Consider the following 21705-nt stretch of genomic DNA (forward strand, 5'->3'; position numbering starts at 1 on the left):
GGTCGCGCGACAAGCCGACGCTCCTGGCGAAAATTGCTCAGGCTTCAGACGGCTTTCTCACGCGCTCGAGCTATATAGGCGTGACGAAGCCGCATTGCTACCGGGCCCGGTTTTCCGTCCCCAAGCTTTACCCCATCCACTTGGACGATCGGCGTCACCAAGGACCCCGCGCCCGTGATGAAGGCCTCCCGGGCGGCCTGGGCCTCCGCGATCGTGAAAGGCTTTTCGCTGATCGGCAGGCCAGCGTCGCGGATCACCTCGAGCAAGGTCGAGCGGGTCACGCCGCGCAGGATATTGGCGTTGGTGTCGCGCGTTCGCAGCACGCCCTCGGCGTCGACGATCCAGGCGTTGGATGACGCGCCCTCGGTCACCAGACCCATGTCATCGACGAACCAGGCTTCGACGGCGCCCCGCTCGCGAGCCGCTTGCTTGGCCAAGGCGTTGGGCAAGAGGCCGATCGACTTGATATCGCAGCGCGCCCAGCGGTTTTCCGGGACCGAGATCACCGAAGCGCCCTTCTCGGCCTTGGCGTTGGTGGCGGCGCGATCGATCGACTTGGCGGTGATCACGACCGACGGCGACACGGCGGGGTTCGGGAAGGCGTGATCGCGGCGCGCCACGCCCCGCGTCACCTGAAGATACACCAATCCCTCGCGCAGCTTGTTGCGCCGAACCGCTTCGCGCAGCACCAGGGTCAAAGCGGCCTCGCTCATCGGATGAGCGATCCGCAGTTCGTCCAGACTGCGCCAAAGACGCGCGAAGTGACCCTCGGCGTCGGCGAGCTTGCCGCCAAACACCGCCCAGACCTCGTAGACACCGTCGGCGAGCTGGTAGCCTCGATCCTCGATGTGAACGGCGGCCTCGCCGTGACGCACGAACTGGCCGTTCACATAGGCGAAACGCGACATCACTCTTCCTCTTCGGCCCGGGCGCCGGCGACGCCCAGGGACTTCAGCTTGCGGTGCAGGGCCGAGCGCTCCATGCCAATGAAGTTGGCGGTGCGCGAGATGTTGCCGCCGAAGCGCAGGATCTGAGCGTTCAGGTATTCGCGCTCGAACAGTTCGCGGGCTTCGCGCAACGGCAATGCGATAATACGCTCGGCGCCGATCGCGCCGGCGTTGCCCGCGCTGGGCTGGTCGGCTCCCGACAGCATCTCGGCGGTGATCACGTCGCCAGGCTCGCCCGACGCCAGGATCAGCATGCGCTCGACGTTGTTTCGCAGCTGCCGGACATTGCCAGGCCAGGTCTGAACCTGAAGCGTCGCCAGGGCGTCCTCGCCCAGCCGCCGCCGCTGCAACCCCGTGGTCTCGCTGATGCGGTCGATGAAGAAGCTGATCAGCTCGGGAATGTCCTCGCGCCGTTCGGCGAGGCCCGGCACGCGGACGGGCACCACGTTGAGGCGATGGAAAAGATCCTCGCGGAAGCGGCCGCCGGCGATCTCGTCCCGCAGATCGCGCGAGGTGGACGAGATGACCCGCACGTCGACCTGGACGTCGCTGTCGCCACCGACGCGGCGGAAACGCTGCTCGACGAGGACCCGCAGGATCCGCCCTTGCGTCTCGCGCGGCATGTCGGCCACTTCGTCGAGATAGAGCGTGCCGCCATGCGCGCGTTCGAACACGCCGATCTTGCGGGGCCGGCCGCCTTCGCCCTCTTCGCCAAACAGCTCGACGTCAAGACGCTCGGGCGCCATGCCCGCGGCGCTGACCGCGACGAATTCCTGGCGGGCACGGGTGCTGGCGCCATGGATCAGGCGCGCCACCAGCTCCTTGCCCGAGCCTGGAGGCCCGGACACCAATACCCGGCTATTGGCGGGGGCGACCTTCAAAATCAGCTGCCGCAGCGCCTGGGCGGGCGCGGACTTGCCGATCAGGCCGTCGGGAGACAGCGTCTGCGCGCGCAGCCGCCGGTTTTCCCGGCGCAGTCCGGCGGCCTCGAGCGCGCGCTCCACCACCATCAGCAGCCGATCGGACTTGAAGGGCTTTTCCAGGAACTCGTAGGCGCCGCGCTTGATGGCGCTGACGGCGGTCTCGATGTTGCCGTGGCCCGAGATCATGACCACGGGCAGGTCGGCGTCCAGCCCCTTGACCATGTCCAGCAGCTCCAGGCCGTCCATGCCGCCGCCTTGCATCCAGATGTCCAGGATCAGCAGGGCCGGCTTGCGCGCGCGGATCCCCGCCAGCGCTTGGTCCGAGTCAGCGGCTGTCCGGACGGCGTAACCTTCATCTTCGAGGATACCGGCCACCAATTCGCGGATGTCGGCTTCGTCATCAACCACCAGAACGTCGGCGCTCATATCATCTCCTCAACGCCACTTTGGGCCGCGGCGGGCAGACGCGCGGTCGTTGGAAACTTCAGGATCACGCGAGCGCCAGGCGACTCGCGCGCGTCGGTCAAGGCTAGGCCACCGCCGTGGTCTTCCATGATCCGCTTGACGATCGCCAGACCAAGGCCAGTGCCCTTCTCGCGGGTCGTCACATAGGGCTCCGTCAACCGATCCCGGTCCTTGGCGGGCAGGCCCACGCCATTGTCCTCGATCGTCACGCACAAATCCTCGGCGTCCGACACCAAGACGGCGGTGATCCGGCCGCGTAGATCCGGATCGGCGAGACGCCGCGCTCCGACCGCCTCGCCGGCGTTCTTCAGGATGTTGGTCAAGGCCTGACCGATCATGCGCTCGTCGCAGGTCACCCAGATATCCCCCTCGCCGGGCGCCTCCAATCGAACTTCGATCTCCGCGTCCTGAAACCGCTGCGCGAACACCGCCTGGCGCAGCATCTCGGTCAGGTTGGCGGGCGCGAAACGCGGCGCGGGCATCCGCGCGAAGGCCGAGAATTCGTCGACCATGCGCCCGATGTCCCCCACCTGGCGAATGATGGTGTCGGTGCAGCGATCGAAGGTCTCCAGATCACTGGCGATCTCCTTGCGATACTTGCGGCGCAGACGTTCGGCCGACAGCTGGATCGGCGTCAGCGGGTTCTTGATCTCGTGGGCGATGCGGCGCGCCACGTCCTTCCAAGCCGCGTTCCGCTGAGCGGCGACGAGTCGGGTGATGTCATCAAAGGTCAGGACCAAGCCCGCGGCGACGTGACCGGCCGCGCGCACACGGAGGCGGCGGGTCTCGCCCTCCCGCATAATGTCGATCTCGACGTCCGTATCGGGCCGGCTCTCCTCGAGGGCGTCCATGACAACTGCGAATTCCGGCGCCAGCGTGATCAGATCGACCCCCAAGGCGTCATCTGGAAGACCCAGAAGCGCGGTCGCCCGCCGATTGACGGCGGAAACTCTCCCGCGCTCATCCAAGCTGACCACGCCCGCGCTGACGCCTGAAAGCACCGTTTCGATGAATTGTCGGCGGCCTTCCGCGTCCAGGCTCGCCGTTCGAAGGGCCGCCTGCTGCAACTGCAGTTCGCTGGTCATCATGTTGAAGGCGTTCGACAGCGCGCGGATCTCCTCTGGCCCGGAGCCAGCCTCCACCCGGGCGTCCAGGTCTCCGCCCGAGACCCGTCCCGCCGCCTCCACGAGGTCCGCCACCGGCCCCGCGATGGAGTTTGCCGCGGCGATGCCAACCCAGATCGCGGCGACCAGGACCAGAAGCGCCGTCTCCAGATAGCTGAGGCCGAAAATCGCCTGTATGCGCCCCCGACTACGCTCGGCGTCGCGATAGGAGAGCAACGCGTCCTGCGTCTCGATCAGGTGGCTCAAAATGCCCTGTTCAATGGGCCTCACGACATAGAGGTAGCCGTCAGGGAAGGACTTGAGCTTGTAGAGCGCCCTGAAGAGATCCTTCGAGACGAAGCGTTGGGCGCTGACCTCGCCGCTATCGGTGGCCTGATAGCTGGATGGCGGCGGCGCCAGGAAAGGCGGCGCGGAGGCGGTTTCGGCCCGGGCCAGGATGCGCCCGTCACGGTCCAGCACATAGGCGGCCGAGAAGCCGTTGTCTTCCATGACGCCGGCCAGATAGTGGCCGAACGCCACGGGCGACTGCGACATCGCTGGCGCCGCGCGGTTCAGGTCCGCGGCCATCGGCGCGATGTGCTCGGAAATATAGTTCTTCTGCTGTTCGACGTAGGAGTTGGCGACCTTGGCCGAGTTGCCGACCACCGTCTGAACCTTCTGGCTGAACCAGCCGTCGACGCCGCGATTGACCAGCACGCCGAAGAAGAGCGCCACGATCACCGCCGGCGCCACGGCGGCCAGCGAAAAGAGACCCACGAAACGCAGGTGCAGTCTCGCGCCCTCGTCGCTGGCGCGCGCGTCGATCAGGTCATAGAGGCGCAGGCCAACGATCGTGGCCACGCCCAGAATCAAGACGAGATTGAAGCCCAACACGACCAGAATCACCGTGCTGGCGGTGCTGATCGAGTCGGTCTTGGGCGGAGACGAGGCCAAGGCCACGCCGGCGACGGTCAACAGAACGGCCAAGGCGTAGCCGCAAGCCACCAGGTAGCGCGACCGCAAAAGCTCTCGCCACCAGGCCCGGCTGAACCGGGTCGGCGGGGCTTCCGATCTTGTCGCGTAAGCCACTGAAGCCATCGCCCCCAATTCTAAGAGGGTGTGCCCTGAATTCAACAGCTATGTGCCAAGAAAGCTTCAGCCTAACGGCGACCGCGGGTCATTTCGACGCCCAGGTCCTGGATTTTCTTTCGCAGCGTGTTGCGGTTGAGGCCCAGGATTTCGGCCGCTCGCACCTGATTGCCCCGCGTCGCGGACAGCGTGAGTTGGATCAGTGGCCGCTCGATCTCCTGCAGAACCCGGTCATAGAGGCCGGGAGGCGGCACGCCATCGGGTTGATCGGCGAAGTGCGAGGCCAGGTGCCGCTCGACCAGCGTCGACAGCGTGACAGGCCCCTCCTCCGACCGTACCGCCGGCGTGTGATCCTGAAGCTCGCGATCGACGATGCGCGCGGTGATCAGCTCTTCGGCGTACAGCGCGCACATCCGACGCATCAGGTTCTCGAGCTCGCGCACGTTACCGGGCCACGGATAGCTCTTCAGGCGATCCAGCGCGCTTTGGTCGATCGTCTTGGCCGGGAGACCCTCGCGGGCGGCGCGCAACAGGAAGGTGCGAGCCAGGTCCGGGATGTCCTCGGCGCGATCGCGCAACGGCGGCAGGCGCACGGGCGCGACATTCAGGCGGAAGAACAGATCCTCGCGGAACAGCCCCTGCTGGATCAGGCCCCGGAGATCGCGGTTGGTGGCCGCGATGATCCGCACGTTCGGTCGACGACCGGTCTTCGGATTGATCACCGGCTCGGTGCCGTCGATCACGCGAAGAAGACGGGTCTGGGCGTCCAGCGGCATGTCGCCGATCTCGTCGAGGAACAGCGTACCGCCGTCGGCCTCGACGAGCCGGCCGTTGTCCCCTTCGCCACGTCCGAAAAGCTCCACCTCGACCCGCTCGCGTGGGACGGCCGCCAGATTCAGCACGACGAACTTGCCGTCGCGCCGGCGTCCCAGCTCGTGCAAGGCGCGCGCGACCAGTTCCTTGCCGGTGCCGCTCTCGCCCAGGATCAGGACCGTCAGATCAGCCCCGACCAGCCGGGCGATCGTGCGATAGACCTCCTGCATCGGCGCGGAGCGTCCGATCAGCGGCAGACGCTCGTCCCGCATGGCGCGAGCCTGCGCCTTGGAAGCCTCGGTGTCGGCAGGCCGCGACAAGGCGCGTCGCGCCGCGGCCGTGACGTCATCCAGATCGAAGGGCTTGGAGACATATTCGAACGCCCCCGCGTCAGCCGCGTTGACGGCGGTGAGCAGGGTGTTCTGCGCGCTCATCACGATGATCGGCAGCTTGGGCCGTTCCTTGCGGATGCGCGGGAGGACATCGAAGACGTTCTCGTCCGGCATCATCACGTCGGTGACCACGAGGTCGCCCTCGCCGTCGGTCACCCACTTCAGCAACGTGGTCGCATTGCCGGTGGCGCGGACCTGATAGCCCAAGCGCGTAAAAGCTTGGCTGAGCACAAGGCGGACCGAGCTGTCGTCGTCGGCGATCAGGATCTTTTTGCTCGCGGCGTTCATACTCACGCGTCTCCGGAAACAGTATCGGGAGCGCCATTTTGAGGCGCGATGGGCAGCAGCACGCGGAACACGGTGCGGCCGGGCTCGGATTCAAAGTCGATCAGTCCGCCATGAGCGGTGACCAGCTTGGTCACGAGCGCCAGACCAAGACCGGTGCCGTTGGCCTTGGTCGTCACGAAGGGCTGGAAAAGGTGGTCGCGCAGCGTGGTCGGCACACCTGGTCCGTTGTCGATCACCCGCACCTCGATCGGCGCGCCGCTGGCGGCCTTGCCGTCGGCCCCGCGAACCCTGACGCCCGGTCGCCAAGCGGTGTGGATCGAGATCGCTCCGCGTCCGTCGCCGCGCATGTGCGCCGCCTCGGCGGCGTTCTTGGTCAGGTTCAGGAAAACCTGGATCAGGTGATCCTCGTCGCCCCAAACCGGCGGCAGCGATGGATCGTAGCTTTCCTTCAGCTGCAATCCGTCGGCGACGCCGTTCGCGACGAGGGCGCGCACGCGATCCAGGACCTGGTGGATGTTGACGGGCTCGCGAGGGGTCGGCGCGTCATCCGAGAACGCCTCCATGCGATCGACCAGCCGACGAATGCGGTCGGTCTCGTCGACAATCAACTGCGCCAGCGGCTGATCGACGGCGCTCGCGCCCGTCTTCAGCAACTGAGCGGCGCCTCGAATGCCGGCTAGCGGGTTCTTGATCTCGTGGGCGAGCATCTTGCCCAAGCCCACGACCGAACGGAGACCCGCCGCGTCCGCGCCGCGATCGACGCCCAGGACGCCCTTGACGTGAAGGGTCAGAAGGACGGAGCCGTCGCCCAGGGGAGCCGCCGCGCCGTCGGCCTCGAACGGAGGCTGGCCGAATAGATTGACCTCGACACCGTGCTCACGGACCAGCGCGCCCTCCGAGATCGCCCGGTCGAGCAAGGAGACCAGCACCGAACCGGGCGGCAAGGCGGCCCTGAAGCGCCCCCGCGCCAAAAGGGAGAGGCCGTGCCCAAACAGCGCCTCGGCGGCTTCATTGACGGCGACGAGGCCCCCATCCCGATCCACCACGAGCGCGGGCTCGGGGCTCAGATCGAAGGCCGCCGACTTCAAGGCGTCGGGGGCGACACCGCCCAATACGCGGGCTCGGTCGGTCATGCGGCTAATCTCCCGCCCACCAGCCAAAGGTCGCGCAAGGCGACCTCCACGGCGGTGGGATCCTCTAGGCGACACAGGGCGGCTCGGGCCGCGCGGCGCGCTTCGGCCGTTTCGGGCCAGGGCGCGGCCTCGATGTACGAGGCCAGATGCTTGCGAAACATCTTCAGACCCAGCCGCTCGCCATAGAACGACAGGCTGCGGCGAAAATGGGTGAGCGCGATCGCCAGGCGCTCCTCGGCCTCGGGCTCGGCGAATCCCCGCCCTTCGAGCGCGGCCTCGATGGCCCCGGCGATCCACGGACGCCCATAGACGCCCCGTCCAACCATCACGCCGTCGGCGCCAGATTGCTCAAGCGCCGCGCGGGCGCTGTCGCCGTCGATGATGTCGCCATTGACCAACAGGGGAACCGAGACGGCCTTCTTGACCTCGGCCACGGCGGACCAGTCGGCGACGCCCTTGTAGAATTGGTTGCGGGTGCGGCCATGCACCGTGATGGCCTTGGCGCCGACCGCTTCGGCGCGCGCGGCGATCTCCGGCGCGTTGCGGCTGGCGTCGTCCCAGCCAAGGCGCATCTTGACCGTCACCGGCACATCCACGGCCTTGACCGCGGCGGCCACCAGCGCCTCCGCCAGGTCCGGCTCGCGCATCAGGGCCGAGCCGCAGGCCGCGCCGGCGGCGACCTCCTTGGCGGGACAGCCGAAGTTCAGGTCGATGATCTCCGCGCCTGCCTCCGCGGCCATCCGCGCGCCTTCGGCCATGAAATCGATGTCGCGACCGACGAGTTGGATCACAGTCAGCGGCAAGCCGTCGCCGACCGCCGCGCGACGGACAACGTCGGGCCGCCCCCTCGCGAACTCCGCGCTGGCCACCATCTCCGTCGCCACATAGGGCGCGCCGAGCGCCGTGGCCGTTTCTCTGAAGGGCAGGTCAGAGACCCCGGTCATAGGCGCGATCCACACCCGACCGGGGACACAAACCCCACCGACCTCGAGCTTGTTGCTCATTTTCTGATCATCCCCGTAGCATTCTTTTTAGGCACATTGTGCGGCGCAGTAAAGCCCGGATCGACTGGACAAGGACCGTCGTCAGACTAAACAGCCCCTATGAGCTTCTCCGCCGTGATCGTCGCCGCCGGCTCGGGAACCCGAGCGGGCCCAGGCCAAGCAAAGCAGTGGCGCGTCCTGGCCGGAAAACCCGTTTTGAGGTGGTCCGTCGAGGCGTTCCTCGCGGCCGGCGCCTCGGAGGTCGTGGTCGTGACGACCGATGAGGGCGAAATGGCGCTGCCGGATGTCCTGCGAGGGCTGGCGGGTTGGCGGTCCGCGCGTGGAGGCTCGACTCGAGCCCTCTCGGTTCAGGCCGGCCTGGCCGCCCTGGCCCATCGCCCGGCGGACGAGCCGGTTCTGGTCCATGACGCGGCGCGCCCTCTGCTAGCCGAGAAGACCATCCTCGACGTTCTGGAAGCGCTCGAGGACGCCGACGCCGCCCTGCCCGCCCTACCCGTCGCCGACACCCTCAAACGCGCCGAAGCGGGCCAGAACCCGGTCACGACCTCCCGCGAGCATCTGTGGCGCGCCCAGACGCCCCAGGCCGCCCGTCGACGGGCCCTGCTCGACGCCTACGCCGCTTGGTCGGGCGACGAGCCGACCGATGATGTCCAAGTGGTCGAGGCCGCCGGCGGACGCGTGGCGATCGCTCCAGGCGATCCGCTGCTGATGAAACTGACCTATCCAGAGGACTTCGCCATGGCTGAACGTCTCGCCGGCGCCGCGCGCGTCACCCGTGTTGGCCAAGGCTTCGACGCTCACCGCTGGGGCCCGGGCGAAGAGGTCTGGCTGTGCGGCGTCGCGATCAAGCACGACGAGACCCTGATCGGCCATTCCGACGCCGACGCCGGCCTGCACGCCCTGACCGACGCGATCCTGGGCGCCATCGGCGAAGGCGACATCGGCGATCACTTCCCGCCGACCGATCCCAAGTGGAAAGGCGCGTCGTCGGACCAGTTCCTTAAGCACGCCGCCGAACTCGTGACCGCCAAGGGCGGCGCGCTGGTCAATGTCGACGTCACGCTGATCTGCGAGCGCCCGAAAATCAAACCCCATCGCCAAGCCATGCGCGAACGGCTGGCGGAGATCCTGGACCTTCCGCTCGACCGGGTCAGCGTCAAGGCGACCACGACCGAGAAGATGGGCTTCACCGGTCGGGGCGAAGGCCTGGCCGCCTCGGCTGTCGTATCGGTCGAGACTCCGGCCTGAACAGGCTAGGCTGACGGCGCGAAGACGGAGACTCGGATGTTCCCGCTCGAGATTGAGACCCTGGCCCGCCTGCTGATCGACGAGGCGCGTGGCCGATCCTTGCGCCTGGTGACGGCCGAGAGCTGCACCGGGGGCCTGGTGGCCGGCGCGATCTGCGCGATCCCCGGCGCTTCCGACGTCTTCGAACGCGGCTTCGTCACCTACACAAATCGCGCCAAGTCCGAGATGCTGGGGGTGCCTGGCGACCTGATCGCCGACCACGGCGCGGTGTCCGAACCGGTCGCCCGCATGATGGCCGAGGGCGCGCTACGGGAGAGCAACGGCCACGTGGCGGTGGCTATCACCGGTGTCGCCGGCCCCGGAGGCGGAACGCCGTTAAAGCCGGTCGGAACCGTTCATTTCGCGGTGGCCCGCGCCAACCGGTCGGTCGTCCATCGCCATGAACGCTTCCTCGGCGACACCCGTGAGGCCGTTCAACTGGCCGCGATCGTCACGGCGCTGGAAATGCTCCGCGAGGCGGTGGCCTAGTGCCTGAGACCTCGCCCAGCGATTGGCGGCGCTTCACCGGCGCCAACCTCTCGCAGCGGGCGCTGAAAGCCGCCGCCGCCCGCAAGACGGAGATCCGCCACGCCATTCGCGTCTCCGCCGCCGCCGGCGCGGCCTACGCCCTGGCGACCCTGCTGCGCCTGCCACAGGGCTACTGGGCGGTGTTCACCGCCGTCATCGTGGTCCAGGCGAGCCTTGGCGCGACGATCACCGCATCGATCGAGCGCTTCCTGGGCACGGTGGTCGGGGCCCTCGCCGGCGCCGTGGCGGCCTATCTCCATACGCGCTGGCCGGAGTTCGGCGGCCTGATCCTGTGCGTAACGGTGGCGTTGCTGGCTTTCCTGGTCTCGATGAGGCCTTCGCTGAAGGCGGCCCCGGTCACCGCCGTGATCATGCTGATCGGCACGACGACGCACATGGACCCGCTGATCGCCGCCGGTCTCCGGGTCGCCGAGATCACGGTCGGCAGCTTGGTCGGTGTCGCGGCGACCTTGCTGATCTTCCCTGCGCGCGCCCACGCGTCCGTCGTCGCCAGCATCCAGAAGATCGCTGGCTTGCAGGCGCACATCCTGGAAAGCCACGTCCTGGCGCTTCGCGGAACGCCTGGCCCGACGGACTACCTCAAGGCTCAGGACGATCTCCGCGCGGCGCTCGCCAAGCTTCAGACGGCCGTGACGGAAGCCGACCGCGAAAGCGCCTCGCGACTGAGCGATCGTTCGGTGTCCGAGGCCTTGCCGCGAACCCTATGGCGGCTTCGCAATGATACGGTGATGGTCAGCCGCGCCCTCCGAGACGCCCCGCCAGACGCGATCGCGCCAGCCGTCGCCGACATGCTGGAGGCTAGCAACCAATTCCTCAGAGCGTCAGCGGACTTCCTCGCGGGCGGACCAAAGCCCGATCGGATCGCCTTCGCGGCGGCTCACCAGAGGTTCCAGACGTGCTTCGAAGGCTTGCGAGATAAGGGAATTACCCGCGATCTGGAGTTCGACGGCGCCGCCCGGGTCTTCGGCCTCGCGTTCGCGATCGAAAACCTGTTCGCGAACCTCGGCGATTTCGAGGAACGGGTCGAGGAAGCGGTCGCCCAGAAGGACTAGGCCTGGGAGCCGTAGACCTGTCTGGCGCGCTCCTCGAAGCACGCGATCAGCTTGCCCGCGGCCTTGTCGACATTGGCCGCAAGCAGAGCGTCCAGCATCAGCGACTTGAAGGCGAACTCGATCGTGAACTCAATCCGCGTCGCGCCGTCCTCGGGAATAAACCGCCAAGCGTTCACCAGCCGCTTGAACGGGCCGTACAGCAGATTGACGTCAATGCTGAGCGCGTCGCCGTCCCGGCGGACCCGCGTCGCGAACTTCTCGCGCAGGAACGAGAAGCCGACCTGCGCCTCGGCGTCGACCGTGCTGACCGCGCCGTCCTCGCGCGCGTTCCAGGTGCGCATGCCGATGATCCACGGCACGAAGCTGGGATAGGCCTCGACGTCGCCGACAAGCCGGAACAGTTGCTCGGGCGCGTACGGCAGCACGCGCGTCACCACGTGACGATGCAAGGCGTCAGGCCTTGCGGGCGTCGAGCGCGCGGCGCGCGGCCTGGAGCTTGGCGAAGTCGTCGCCGGCGTGGTGCGACGAACGGGTCAGCGGGCTGGACGAGACCATCAGGAAGCCCTTGGCGCGAGCGATGGCCTCGTAGGCCTTGAACTCCTCGGGCGTCACGAACCGCTCGACGGCCGCGTGCTTGCGGGTCGGCTGCAGGTACTGGCCGATCGTGATGAAGTCGACGCCGGCCGAGCGCATGTCGTCCATCACCTGCATGACCTCCTCCTTGGTTTCGCCCAGACCGACCATCAGGCCGGACTTGGTGAACTGGGAGGGATCGCGTTGCTTCACGCGGTCCAGCAGGCGCAGCGAGTTGTAGTAGCGCGCGCCCGGACGGATCTTCAGATACAGCCGCGGCACGGTCTCGAGATTGTGGTTGAAGACGTCCGGCTTGGAGTCGATCACCACGGTCTCCGCGCCGTCCTTGCGCAGGAAGTCCGGGGTCAGGATTTCGATGGTCGTGCCCGGCGCGGCGGCGCGGATCGCGGTGACCACCTCGGCGAAGTGGCGGGCGCCGCCGTCCAGCAGGTCGTCGCGGTCCACCGAGGTGATGACCACGTGCTTGAGCCCCATCTTGGCGACGGCCTCGGCCACGCGGCGCGGCTCGTCCGGATCAAGCTGGGTCGGCAGGCCCGTGGTGACGTTGCAGAAGGCGCAGGCGCGGGTGCAGATCTCGCCCATGATCATCATGGTCGCGTGCTTCTGGCTCCAGCACTCGCCGATGTTCGGGCAGGCGGCTTCCTCGCAGACCGTGTGCAGCTTGTGCTCTCGCACGATGCCGCGGGTCTCGTTGTACTGACCCGAGCCCGGGGCGCGGACGCGCAGCCACTCGGGTTTGCGAAGCACCGGCGTATCAGGACGGTTCTGCTTTTCGGGGTGGCGCGCCGCCCGGTCTTCCGAGCCGCGAGCCTTGAGGGTGTCGATCACCGTGGCCATGGCGCCTAAATCGGTCTTCTTGGCTTCAGGATCAAGCGCTTGATCCTGCTTAAGACGCCATTCGTGACGGAATCACTCGCGCCCCTCGGGAACGACCACGATGGAACCGGAGGGGTTGCTCAAGCTCTTACGCCACAACGGCCGAACCTCACGCTTTGTGACTCATTCTTGCAAAGCGAGACCTTCCTCGGCAGACTCGGCGTTTAACGAACGAAAGCGGTCATCGCTTTTCGGGGAGGTTTCGGCGGGATGCCGGTAGCTTATGACGCGCGAAACGGCCAAAAGGCCCTCTTCGACGCCCTTATCGACGCCCGCGACAAGTATGGCGCTAGGAAGCAGATCCTGGAGGACCAGGACCGCAACCCGCTGACCTATACGGACTTGATCCGCGCCAGCTTCGCGCTGGGCCGCAAGATCGCCGCGATGACTCGCCCCGGCGAGAATGTCGGCGTGCTGCTGCCGTCCGGCGCGGGCTCGGTGGTGACCTTCTTCGCCCTGCACGCCTTCGGCCGCGTGCCGACCATGCTGAACTTCACGGCGGGCTTGCGGAACATCAAGGCGGCCTGCCGGCTGGCCGGGATCCGGCGTGTCCTGACGGCGCACAAGTTCATCGAATTGGGCAAGCTGCAAGACATCATCGATACGGTCAGCGTCCAGGCCGAAATCGTGTATCTGGAAGACGTCCGCGCCACGATCGGTCTTGGTGACAAGCTGTTCGCCGCCGCGGCCGGGATGTTCCCGCGCCAGTTTCGCGCCCCCGCCAAGCCGTCCGACAAGGGCGTCGTGCTATTCACCTCCGGCAGCTTCGGCGCGCCGCGCGGCGTGGTCCTGACCCAGGAAAACCTGGTGCAGAACGCCGTGCAGATCGCGGCGCACATCGAGCTCAATCCCAACTGGGTGATGTTCAACCCTCTGCCGGTATTCCACTGCTTCGGCCTGACTGGCGGCGTGATCCTGCCGATCCTGACCGGCATGAAGGCGTTCCAGTACCCCTCGCCCCTGCACACCAAGCAGATCCCGCCACTGATCAAGGATTCCAAGGCCTCGATCCTGCTGGCGACCGACACCTTCGTGAACCAGTACGCGCGCGCCTCGGACGCCGACGAGCTGGCGGGCCTGGAGTTCATCGTCTGCGGCGCCGAGAAGGTGCGTGACGAGACTCACGCCCTGATCAAGGAACGCTTCGGCGGCGTGCCGGTGCTGGAAGGCTATGGCGCGACCGAGGCCTCGCCGGTCATCGCCGTCAATAAGCCGACCGACAATCGACCGGGGACGGTCGGTGGCCTGCTGCCGGGCCAGGATGTGCGGATCGAGCCCGTTGAGGGGATCGCCGAAGGCGGCCGCTTCTTCGTGCGCGGCCCTAACATCATGGCCGGCTATCTGCGCGAGGACGGCGGAGTCGATCCTCCCGAGGACGGCTGGCACGACACCGGCGACGTGGTCACCATGACCGACGACCAGTGGATTACGATCAGGGGCCGCGTGAAGCGCTTCGCCAAGATCGGAGGCGAGATGGTCTCGTTGACGGCGGCCGAGGACCTCGCGTCCGCCGTGTGGCCCGACGGCCGCCACGCCGTGATCTCAATGCCCGACAAGAAAAAGGGCGAAAAGCTGATCCTGGTCACCGACCGCCACGACGCCGATGTCGCCCCGCTGGTCGCCCACGCCCAGACGATCGGCGCTCCGGAACTGGCCGTCCCGCGGAAGATCCTCAAGGTCACCGAGGTGCCCGTGCTGGGCAGCGGCAAGACGGACTACGTCGCGATCCAGCGCATGGCCGAGACCGACACCCGCGCCGCCTAGAACGTCGCGCCCAGGGCTTCCAGCTCCGCGCGGAAGCCCTGCTTGCGGCTATGGACCGCGCGAAGGTCCGCGACGAAGGCGGCGTGGTCGGGATACTCGCCGTAGTCGCCGATCATCGCCGCCAGCGACTCCGCCTCGAGCAACTGGCGCGCGGCCTCGGCGTAGCGCGTCGCGACGCCGTAGGTCAGGACGTACTGGATCGAGGCCCGGAGCAATAGGGTCGCGGCCAGGGGATGGCTACCTTCAAGCCGACGAGCGGCCTCGACGACCAAGGTGTCGTCCGCGCCGTTGATCTCGCCCGAGCGCGACCGCACCAGCCGCGCGGCCGCCGGCAGGTCGGGCCAGGACACGAGAAAGGCTAGCGCGGTGTCAAAGCGCGGGAAGCGCTTGGCGACCGCCTTGGCCTGATCCTCGGCCTCGACGTCGTCGAAGTCCGGCAGGCCCTTCAGATAGGCGCGCAGGCGGCCGATCGACAGCGTCGCCTCGAAGTCCGCCCAGCGGCGCTTCTGAGCCTCGTCGTGGTGCCCCGTGGCCTCCAGAGCCTCCAGCATCGCGTCTTCCCAGGCGACGCGCTCTTCGACGGCGCTCTGGTGGCGTCCGCGCTGGTCTGCCGGCGCGCCAGCCTGCAGGGTCGCCAGGGCGTCCTCCGCCCTCCCCGCCGCCAGTAGCCGTCGCGCGATCTCGGCCGAGACCAACGGGGTGCGCCGAAGCTCGGGCGAGAAAGTCGCCTCGAAGGCGTCGACGTCGCCGCTGGCGTCGGCGAGGCGGCGCAGACCGTCTTTGTAGATCGCGCCTTGAGCGTCGAAGAGATGCGCCGAGCGGGTCGAGCGCGCGGCGAGCATCTTCTCAAGCGTCTCGCGCAGGTGCGCCCGCCCCTTGGCGCCGAGCGCCGGCGTCACGGCGTTCACCAGCGGACCGAACTGAGCGTGGTCGTCGCGGCGCAGAAGCTTGGCGATGCGGTCCGCCAGCGCCACGGGATCGGGCATGGCCTTGACGGCGATGGCGCCGACACCGTCGCGGGCGGCCAGGAACACGTCGCCGATCGGGCCCTCGGCCTGGCTGAGGCGATCCAGGGTCGGCGTGGCCAAGTCCAAGAGATCGAGCATCAGGTCGAGCGCGGCGGTCGGCTCGTCCTCGGCCAACCGCGCGATCATGCGACGGTGCAGGTCGAGGTCCTTGGCGAACGCGGCGCGTTTGCGCCAGTGGATCCGCGACGAGGACTTGCCGATCGTCGCCAAGCGCTTGGCGATTTCCTGCGCCAGGCCTTCGGCGCTGGACTCCGCGAATAGTTCCAGCCGCAGCACGCGCTTGACGTGACTGTCGCCGGAAAGGTCGAGCAGGATGGCGGCCAAGCGCTCGGCGCCCAGGTCAGCCAGATTGGCCTCCGAAAGGGTCGTTTTCGATCCCTTCCGAGCCTTTGGCTTCTCACCCGTCGCAGCGGCGGCCTTGCGCGCCATCCAGACTCCCTAGTTGCCCTAGATGTGCAGGACTCGGCCGTAGGCGTCCAGCGCGGCTTCGTGCATGGCTTCCGACATGGTCGGGTGGGCGTAGACGATGCCGTGCAGGTCTTCCTCCGTCGCTTCCAGGGTGATGGCGGTGACGAAGCCCTGGATCATCTCGGTCACTTCGTGGCCGATCATATGGGCCCCGATCAGGGCGCCGGTCTTGGCGTCGAACACCGTCTTCACGAAGCCCTCCACCTCGCCGGCGGCCACGGCCTTGCCGTTGACGCGGAACGGGAAGCGGCCCGCCTTGACCTCGATGCCAGCGGCCTTGGCGCCGGCCTCGGTGTAGCCGACCGAGGCGACCTGCGGATTGGCGTAGGTGCAGCCCGGGATCGGCGAGTGGACGTTCGGGGTCTTGTAGTTGGCGATCGCCTCGGCGGCGTGGATGCCCTCGTGGCTGGCCTTGTGAGCGAGCCAGGGACCGCCGGCGATGTCGCCGATGGCGTAGAGGCCCGGGACGTTGGTGCGGCAGTGCTTGTCGGTGACGACGTGGCCGCGATCCAGGCTGACGCCCAGGGCTTCCAGGCCTTCGTTGTTCGGCGCGATGCCGACGGCGACGATGCACTTCTCGGCGGTCAGCTGCTCGATCTTGCCGCCGGCCTCGACCGTGACGGCGACGCCGTCCTTGGTCTTCTCGATCTTGCCGACCTTGGCGCCGATGCGGAACTTGATGCCGCGCTTCTCGAACGCCTTCTGGGCGGCCTTGGAGACCTCTTCGTCCTCGACCGGCATGATGCGGTCGATGGCTTCGACGACCGTCACCTCGGCGCCGAGCGCGCGGTAGAAGCTGGCGAACTCGATGCCGATGGCGCCCGAGCCGATCACGACCAGGGACTTCGGCATGCTCTTGGGCGCCAAGGCGTCGCGATAGGTCCAGATCTTGTCGCCGTCAGAGATCGCGCCGATGGCCGGAATCTCGCGGGCGCGGGCGCCGCTGGCCAGGATCACGTTCTTGGCTTGCACGGTTCGGCTGCCGCCGGCCTTCAGGGCGATGACGAGCTTCGGCGCCGGATTGCCTTTTTCGAGCTTGGCCTCGCCCTCGATCACCTCGATCTTGTGCTTCTTCATCAGGAAGGCGATGCCGCCCGACATCTGCTTGGCGACGCCACGCGAGCGCTCGATGATCTTGGTGAAGTCGAACGAGGCCTTCTCGACCGACAGGCCGTAGCCGGACAGGTGCGACAGTTGCTCGTAGACCTCGCCGGACTTCAGCAGGGCCTTGGTGGGGATGCAGCCCCAGTTCAAGCAGATGCCGCCCAGGTTCTCACGCTCGACGATGGCCGTCTTCAGGCCCAGCTGGCTGGCGCGGATCGCGGCCACATAGCCGCCAGGACCGGCGCCGATGACGACGACATCGAATTCCGTGGACATGTTCATCTAACCCTAGCTTGACGTCGCCCGGAGAACGCCGGACGGCCTAGATCGATCGGCGGAGGGCCGATCCGGGAGAAACTAAAGCAGCGCTTCGACCGCGACCTTGAGGTCCTCGGGCTTCACGGTCGGCGCGAAACGCTCGACGACCTCGCCATCCTTGCCGATCAGGAACTTGGTGAAGTTCCACTTGATCGCCTCGGTGCCCAGCAGCCCCTTCTGTTCCTTCTTCAGGAACTTGTAGAGCGGGTGAGCGTCGGCGCCGTTGACGTCGATCTTGCTCATGACCGGGAAAGTCACGTCGTAGGTCAACGAACAGAAGTTCGCGATCTCCTCGGCGTTTCCCGGCTCTTGAGCGCCGAACTGATTGCAGGGGAAGGCCAAGATGGTGAGGCCACGATCCTTGTAGGCCTTGTAGAGCGCTTCGAGGCCTTCGTACTGAGGCGTGAACCCGCACTTGCTGGCGGTGTTCACAATCAACAGCACCTTGCCGCGATAGTCGGCCAGGTTCACGTCCTGGCCGTCCAGCGTCTGGGCCGAATAGTCGTAGACCGACATGTTCGCCTCTTCCCCGCGCCTTGATCAGACGATCAGGGTCAGCGGCTCTTCGATCAGCGGCTTGAAGGCCGCCAGGAACCTGGCGCCGACGGCGCCGTCGACCACGCGGTGATCGCAGGTCAGGGTCACGGTCATGACCGTGGCGACCTTGATCTCACCGTTCTTGACGACCGGACGCTGCTCGCCCGCGCCAACGCTCATGATCGCGCCTTGCGGCTCGTTGATGATCGAGGCGAACGACTTGATGCCGAACATGCCCAGGTTCGAGATGGAGAAGGTGCCGCCCTGGAACTCCTCGGGCTTCAGCTTCTTGTCCTTGGCGCGCTGGGCCAGGTCCTTCATCTCGGCCGAGATCTGCGCCAGGCCCTTGGTCTCGGCCTTGCGGATGATCGGCGTGATCAGGCCGCCGTCGATCGCCACGGCCACCGCGATGTCGGCGTGATGGTGCATGGCGATGCCTTCGGGCGTGTAGCTGGCGTTGGCTTCCGGCACCTGCTTCAGGGCCACGGCGGCGGCCTTGATGACGATGTCGTTGACCGAGACCTTCACGCCCTGCTTCTCCAGCAGGCCATTGATCTTGGCGCGCGCGGCCAGCAGGGCGTCGATCTCGAGATCGATCTGCAGCGGGAAGTGCGGCACGTCGCGGAAGCTGTCGGTCAGGCGGCGCGCGATCGTCTTGCGCATGCCGTCCAGCGGCACGAGGTCATACGAGCCGGCCGGAATGCCCATCTGCTCCAGCGACAGCGCCTTGCGGGGCTCGGCGGCGGCCGGGGCGGCGGCGGTCGAGGCCGGAGCGGCCTTGGCGGCGGGCGCGCCCGACTTGGCGGCTTCGACGTCCGACTTGATGACACGGCCGTGCGGACCGGTACCCTTGATGCTCTTCAGGTCCAGGCCCGCGGCGGACGCCAGACGGCGCGCCAGCGGCGAGGCGAAGACGCGCGAGCCGTCGGCGGCGACCGGAGCGGCCGGCGCGGGCGCGGCGGGAGCCGGAGCGGCGGGAGCGACGGACTTCGGCGCTTCAGCGGCCTTGGGCGCCTCGGCCTTCGGAGCCGGAGCCGGGCTTTCACCCTCGCCCGCCAGCTTGGCGATGAGGGCGTTGACCTTGACGTTCTCGGTGCCGGCGTCGACCAGGATGGCCTCGACCACGCCCTCGTCGACGGCCTCGACTTCCATGGTGGCCTTGTCGGTTTCGATCTCGGCGATCACGTCGCCAGCCTTCACGGTGTCACCGACCTTGACGTGCCACTTGGCGAGGGTCCCCTCCTCCATGGTGGGCGACAGGGCGGGCATCAGGATGTCGATCGACATTGAGCTTCTTCCTCAAGCGTTCGGGACGATTTCGGCCAAGGATGACCTAGGGGGCCGTCGTCCGCGATACCCCGCTTCGCGGCGGGATGAATTCGTTGGCCAAGGCGATGCGGCCCCCGCCCATCGAGGGCGAGGGCCGCGCCGGTCTTAGCGGTAGCTGACCGCCTTCGCGGCCTTCACGATCTTCTCGACCGAAGGCAGCGACAGGGCTTCCAGGTTCGCCGCGTAGGGCAGCGGCACGTCTTCCTGGTGGACCCGCAGCGGCGGGGCGTCCAGGTAGTCGAAGCCGAACTCCGTGATGCGGGCGACGATCTCGGCGCCGACGCCCATCGGGCCCCAGCCTTCCTCGACCGTGACCAGGCGGTTGGTCTTCTTGACGCTTTCCAGGATGGTCGCGTGGTCCATCGGGCGGATCGTGCGCAGGTCGACGACCTCCGCCTGGATGCCTTCCTTTTCCAGCTCCTCGGCCGCCTTCAGGGCGAAGCCGACCATGCGGCTGTAGGCCACCAGGGTCACGTCCGAGCCTTCGCGACGGACCTTGGCCTTGCCGATCGGCACGACCCAGTCCTCGACGTCCGGGATGTCGAACTCGTGGCCATACATCATCTCGTGTTCGAGGAAGACGACGGGGTTCGGATCGCGGATCGCGGCCTTCAGCAGCCCCTTGGCGTCGGCGGCGTCGTACGGCGCGAGGACCTTCAGGCCCGGGACATTGCCGTACCAGGCGGCGTAGTCCTGGCTGTGCTGAGCGCCCACGCGCGAGGCCGCGCCGTTGGGGCCGCGGAACACGATCGACGACTTGATCTGACCGCCCGACATGTAGAGCGTCTTGGCCGCCGAGTTGATGATGTGGTCGATCGCCTGCATGGCGAAGTTCCACGTCATAAATTCGACGATCGGCTTCAGGCCGGCCATGGCCGCGCCGACACCCATGCCGGCGAAGCCGTGCTCGGTGATCGGCGTGTCGATGACGCGCTTGTCGCCGAACTCCTGCAGAAGGTCGCGGCTGACCTTGTAGGCGCCCTGATACTGGGCGACTTCCTCGCCCATCAGGAACACGCGCTCATCGCGACGCATCTCTTCGGCCATGGCGTCGCGCAGGGCGTCGCGGACCGTGATCTTCTTCGTCGGCGTACCGGCCGGGATTTCCGGATCGGCGAAGGTCGAGGCGGCCGAGATCGGGCCGGCGGCCGGGGCCGTGGCGACCGGAGCCGGCGCGGCCTCGGCGGCCGGCGCGGCGGCCGCGGCGGGCGTCGAGGCGGCTTCGCCCTCGCCCTTCAGGCGAGCGATCAGCGTGTTGACCTTGACGTTCTCGCTTCCGGCCGGGACCAGGATGGCTTCCACCACGCCTTCGTCGACGGCTTCGACTTCCATCGTCGCCTTGTCGGTCTCGATCTCGGCGATCACGTCGCCGGCCTTGATGGTGTCGCCTTCCTTGACCAGCCACTTGGCCAGGGTGCCTTCCTCCATGGTGGGAGAAAGGGCGGGCATCAGGATGTCCGTCACTCGGCGGCCTCCAGGTATACGTCAGTGTACAGTTCCGAGGGATCCGGCTCGGGGCTCGTGCGGGCGAACTCGGCGGCTTCGGCGACAATGCGCTTCACGTCCGCGTCGACGCTCTTCAGGTCGTCTTCGGTGACGCCGGCCTTGGCCAGGCGCTCCTTGATATGGTCGATCGGATCGCGGGTCGTCTTGACCTCGTCGACCTCTTCCTTGGTGCGATACTTGGCCGGGTCGGACATCGAGTGGCCGCGGTAGCGATAGGTCTTCATCTCGAGGATGTACGGACCTTGGCCGCTACGAGCGTGCTCGGTGGCGCGGGCGCCAGCCTCACGGACGGCGACGACGTCCATGCCGTCGACTTCCTCGCCCGGGATGCGGAACGAGACGCCCCGCTTGTGGAACGCGGTTTCCGAGGCGGCGCGTTCGACGCTGGTGCCCATGGCGTACTGATTGTTTTCGATCACGTACACGACCGGCAGCTTCCAGAGCTGGGCCATGTTGAAGCTTTCGTACACCTGACCCTGGTTGGCCGCGCCATCGCCCATGTAGGCGTAGGAGACGTTACCATTGCCCTTGTAGTGGTTGGCCAGCGCCAGCCCTGTGCCGAGCGCCACCTGGGCGCCGACGATGCCGTGACCGCCATAGAAGCCGGTGGCGATGTCGAACATGTGCATCGAACCGCCCTTGCCCTTGGACGAACCGCCGGCCCGGCCGGTCAGCTCCGCCATGACCTCGCGCGGATCCATGCCCGCGGCCAGCATGTGGCCGTGGTCACGGTAGCCCGTGATGATCTGGTCGCCCTTCTGCGAGATCGACTGCATGCCGACCGCGATGGCTTCCTGACCGATGTACAGGTGGCAAAAGCCGCCAATCAGGCCCATGCCGTACAGCTGGCCAGCCCGCTCCTCGAAGCGGCGGATCAGCAGCATGTCCTGATAGAATTTCAGGAGTTCGTCTTTTCCGACGAAAGCGTTGACACCGGTGTCAGCCGCCTTCCCCTCCGAGGCCTCAGCCTTGCGCGTACGCGCCATTCAAATCTCCCTGGCCAATCTTCATCGCGGCCTTCGTCCTGAGAGCATTTCCCGCCGAAAAAGTCGTCGGTTCCGCGAAGGAAACGCCCTAGTGCACCATCCAGCCGTTCGGAGCCACATAACTCCGCGCCGACCAGCAATCGATTCCAA

At 67.2% G+C, this 21705-nt stretch carries 18 protein-coding genes; 4 read left to right on the forward strand and 14 right to left on the reverse strand.

The features are described from left to right. Positions 1-44: 44 nt before the first annotated feature. From J2728_RS09965 to dusB, 6 genes are all read right to left on the reverse strand, one after another. Entirely contained in the window at positions 45-908 is an 864-nt protein-coding gene (locus J2728_RS09965; RefSeq protein ID WP_309998744.1) for a D-amino-acid transaminase, read from the reverse strand. Next, on the reverse strand, positions 908-2296 hold the full coding sequence (gene ntrX, locus J2728_RS09970) for a nitrogen assimilation response regulator NtrX (RefSeq protein WP_309998745.1): 1389 nt from the start codon (positions 2294-2296) through the stop codon (positions 908-910). The genes J2728_RS09965 and ntrX overlap by 1 nt, the downstream gene beginning before the upstream one ends. Next, positions 2293-4536, reverse strand: coding sequence for a sensor histidine kinase NtrY-like (locus J2728_RS09975; RefSeq protein ID WP_309998746.1), 2244 nt, complete (start codon positions 4534-4536; stop codon positions 2293-2295). The genes ntrX and J2728_RS09975 overlap by 4 nt, the downstream gene beginning before the upstream one ends. A gap of 62 nt (positions 4537-4598) precedes the next feature. Continuing rightward, positions 4599-6020 carry a sigma 54-interacting transcriptional regulator gene (locus J2728_RS09980; protein WP_013079109.1) on the reverse strand — a complete coding sequence of 474 codons (1422 nt, stop codon included), beginning with the start codon at positions 6018-6020 and terminating at the stop codon, positions 4599-4601. 2 nt (positions 6021-6022) lie between these two features. Then, positions 6023-7153 (reverse strand): two-component system sensor histidine kinase NtrB, encoded by a 1131-nt coding sequence (locus tag J2728_RS09985; protein ID WP_309998748.1) that lies wholly within the window; start codon positions 7151-7153, stop codon positions 6023-6025. After that, complete coding sequence (gene dusB / locus J2728_RS09990; RefSeq protein WP_309998749.1) at positions 7150-8157, reverse strand: tRNA dihydrouridine synthase DusB; 1008 nt, start codon at positions 8155-8157, stop codon at positions 7150-7152. Before dusB ends, J2728_RS09985 begins: the two co-directional genes overlap by 4 nt. A gap of 99 nt (positions 8158-8256) precedes the next feature. Here dusB and J2728_RS09995 point away from each other — a divergent pair, with 99 nt between their 5' ends. The 3 genes from J2728_RS09995 to J2728_RS10005 are packed head-to-tail and all read left to right on the forward strand — an operon-like array spanning position 8257 to position 11045. Further along, on the forward strand, positions 8257-9405 hold the full coding sequence (locus tag J2728_RS09995) for a bifunctional 2-C-methyl-D-erythritol 4-phosphate cytidylyltransferase/2-C-methyl-D-erythritol 2,4-cyclodiphosphate synthase (RefSeq protein WP_309998751.1): 1149 nt from the start codon (positions 8257-8259) through the stop codon (positions 9403-9405). A 36-nt stretch (positions 9406-9441) separates the two neighbouring features. Next, a complete protein-coding gene (locus tag J2728_RS10000) occupies positions 9442-9933 on the forward strand; it encodes a CinA family protein (protein WP_106907150.1) in 492 nt (163 codons plus the stop codon). Further along, positions 9933-11045: an FUSC family protein gene (locus J2728_RS10005; protein ID WP_309998753.1), complete on the forward strand. Its 1113-nt coding sequence runs from the start codon at positions 9933-9935 to the stop codon at positions 11043-11045. The genes J2728_RS10000 and J2728_RS10005 overlap by 1 nt, the downstream gene beginning before the upstream one ends. Here the strand turns inward: J2728_RS10005 and J2728_RS10010 are convergent. Both J2728_RS10010 and lipA read right to left on the reverse strand, forming a co-directional pair. Beyond that, positions 11042-11494 carry a type II toxin-antitoxin system RatA family toxin gene (locus tag J2728_RS10010; protein ID WP_309998754.1) on the reverse strand — a complete coding sequence of 151 codons (453 nt, stop codon included), beginning with the start codon at positions 11492-11494 and terminating at the stop codon, positions 11042-11044. The two genes, J2728_RS10005 and J2728_RS10010, sit on opposite strands and share 4 nt — an antisense overlap. A gap of 4 nt (positions 11495-11498) precedes the next feature. Next, complete coding sequence (gene lipA / locus J2728_RS10015) at positions 11499-12476, reverse strand: lipoyl synthase (protein ID WP_404979728.1); 978 nt, start codon at positions 12474-12476, stop codon at positions 11499-11501. Between the two features lie 249 nt (positions 12477-12725). Between lipA and J2728_RS10020 the strand changes: the two genes are divergently transcribed. After that, entirely contained in the window at positions 12726-14279 is a 1554-nt protein-coding gene (locus J2728_RS10020; RefSeq protein WP_309998755.1) for an AMP-binding protein, read from the forward strand. On the opposite strand, the gene J2728_RS10025 is transcribed toward J2728_RS10020, so the two are convergent. The 6 genes from J2728_RS10025 to pdhA form a co-directional block, all read right to left on the reverse strand. Next, positions 14276-15736 (reverse strand): DUF6880 family protein, encoded by a 1461-nt coding sequence (locus J2728_RS10025; RefSeq protein ID WP_309998757.1) that lies wholly within the window; start codon positions 15734-15736, stop codon positions 14276-14278. The two genes, J2728_RS10020 and J2728_RS10025, sit on opposite strands and share 4 nt — an antisense overlap. Positions 15737-15754: 18 nt before the next feature. Further along, a complete protein-coding gene (gene lpdA, locus J2728_RS10030) occupies positions 15755-17155 on the reverse strand; it encodes a dihydrolipoyl dehydrogenase (protein WP_309999452.1) in 1401 nt (466 codons plus the stop codon). Positions 17156-17236: 81 nt separating this feature from the next. Further along, entirely contained in the window at positions 17237-17713 is a 477-nt protein-coding gene (locus J2728_RS10035) for a glutathione peroxidase (protein WP_309998758.1), read from the reverse strand. Positions 17714-17737: 24 nt separating this feature from the next. Next, positions 17738-19021, reverse strand: coding sequence for a pyruvate dehydrogenase complex dihydrolipoamide acetyltransferase (locus tag J2728_RS10040; protein ID WP_309998759.1), 1284 nt, complete (start codon positions 19019-19021; stop codon positions 17738-17740). Between the two features lie 147 nt (positions 19022-19168). Continuing rightward, positions 19169-20527, reverse strand: coding sequence for a pyruvate dehydrogenase complex E1 component subunit beta (locus J2728_RS10045; protein ID WP_309998760.1), 1359 nt, complete (start codon positions 20525-20527; stop codon positions 19169-19171). Then, on the reverse strand, positions 20524-21555 hold the full coding sequence (gene pdhA, locus J2728_RS10050; protein WP_309998762.1) for a pyruvate dehydrogenase (acetyl-transferring) E1 component subunit alpha: 1032 nt from the start codon (positions 21553-21555) through the stop codon (positions 20524-20526). The genes J2728_RS10045 and pdhA overlap by 4 nt, the downstream gene beginning before the upstream one ends. Positions 21556-21705 lie beyond the last annotated feature (150 nt).

The organism is Caulobacter segnis, from assembly GCF_031454995.1.
Lineage (GTDB): Bacteria > Pseudomonadota > Alphaproteobacteria > Caulobacterales > Caulobacteraceae > Caulobacter > Caulobacter segnis_E.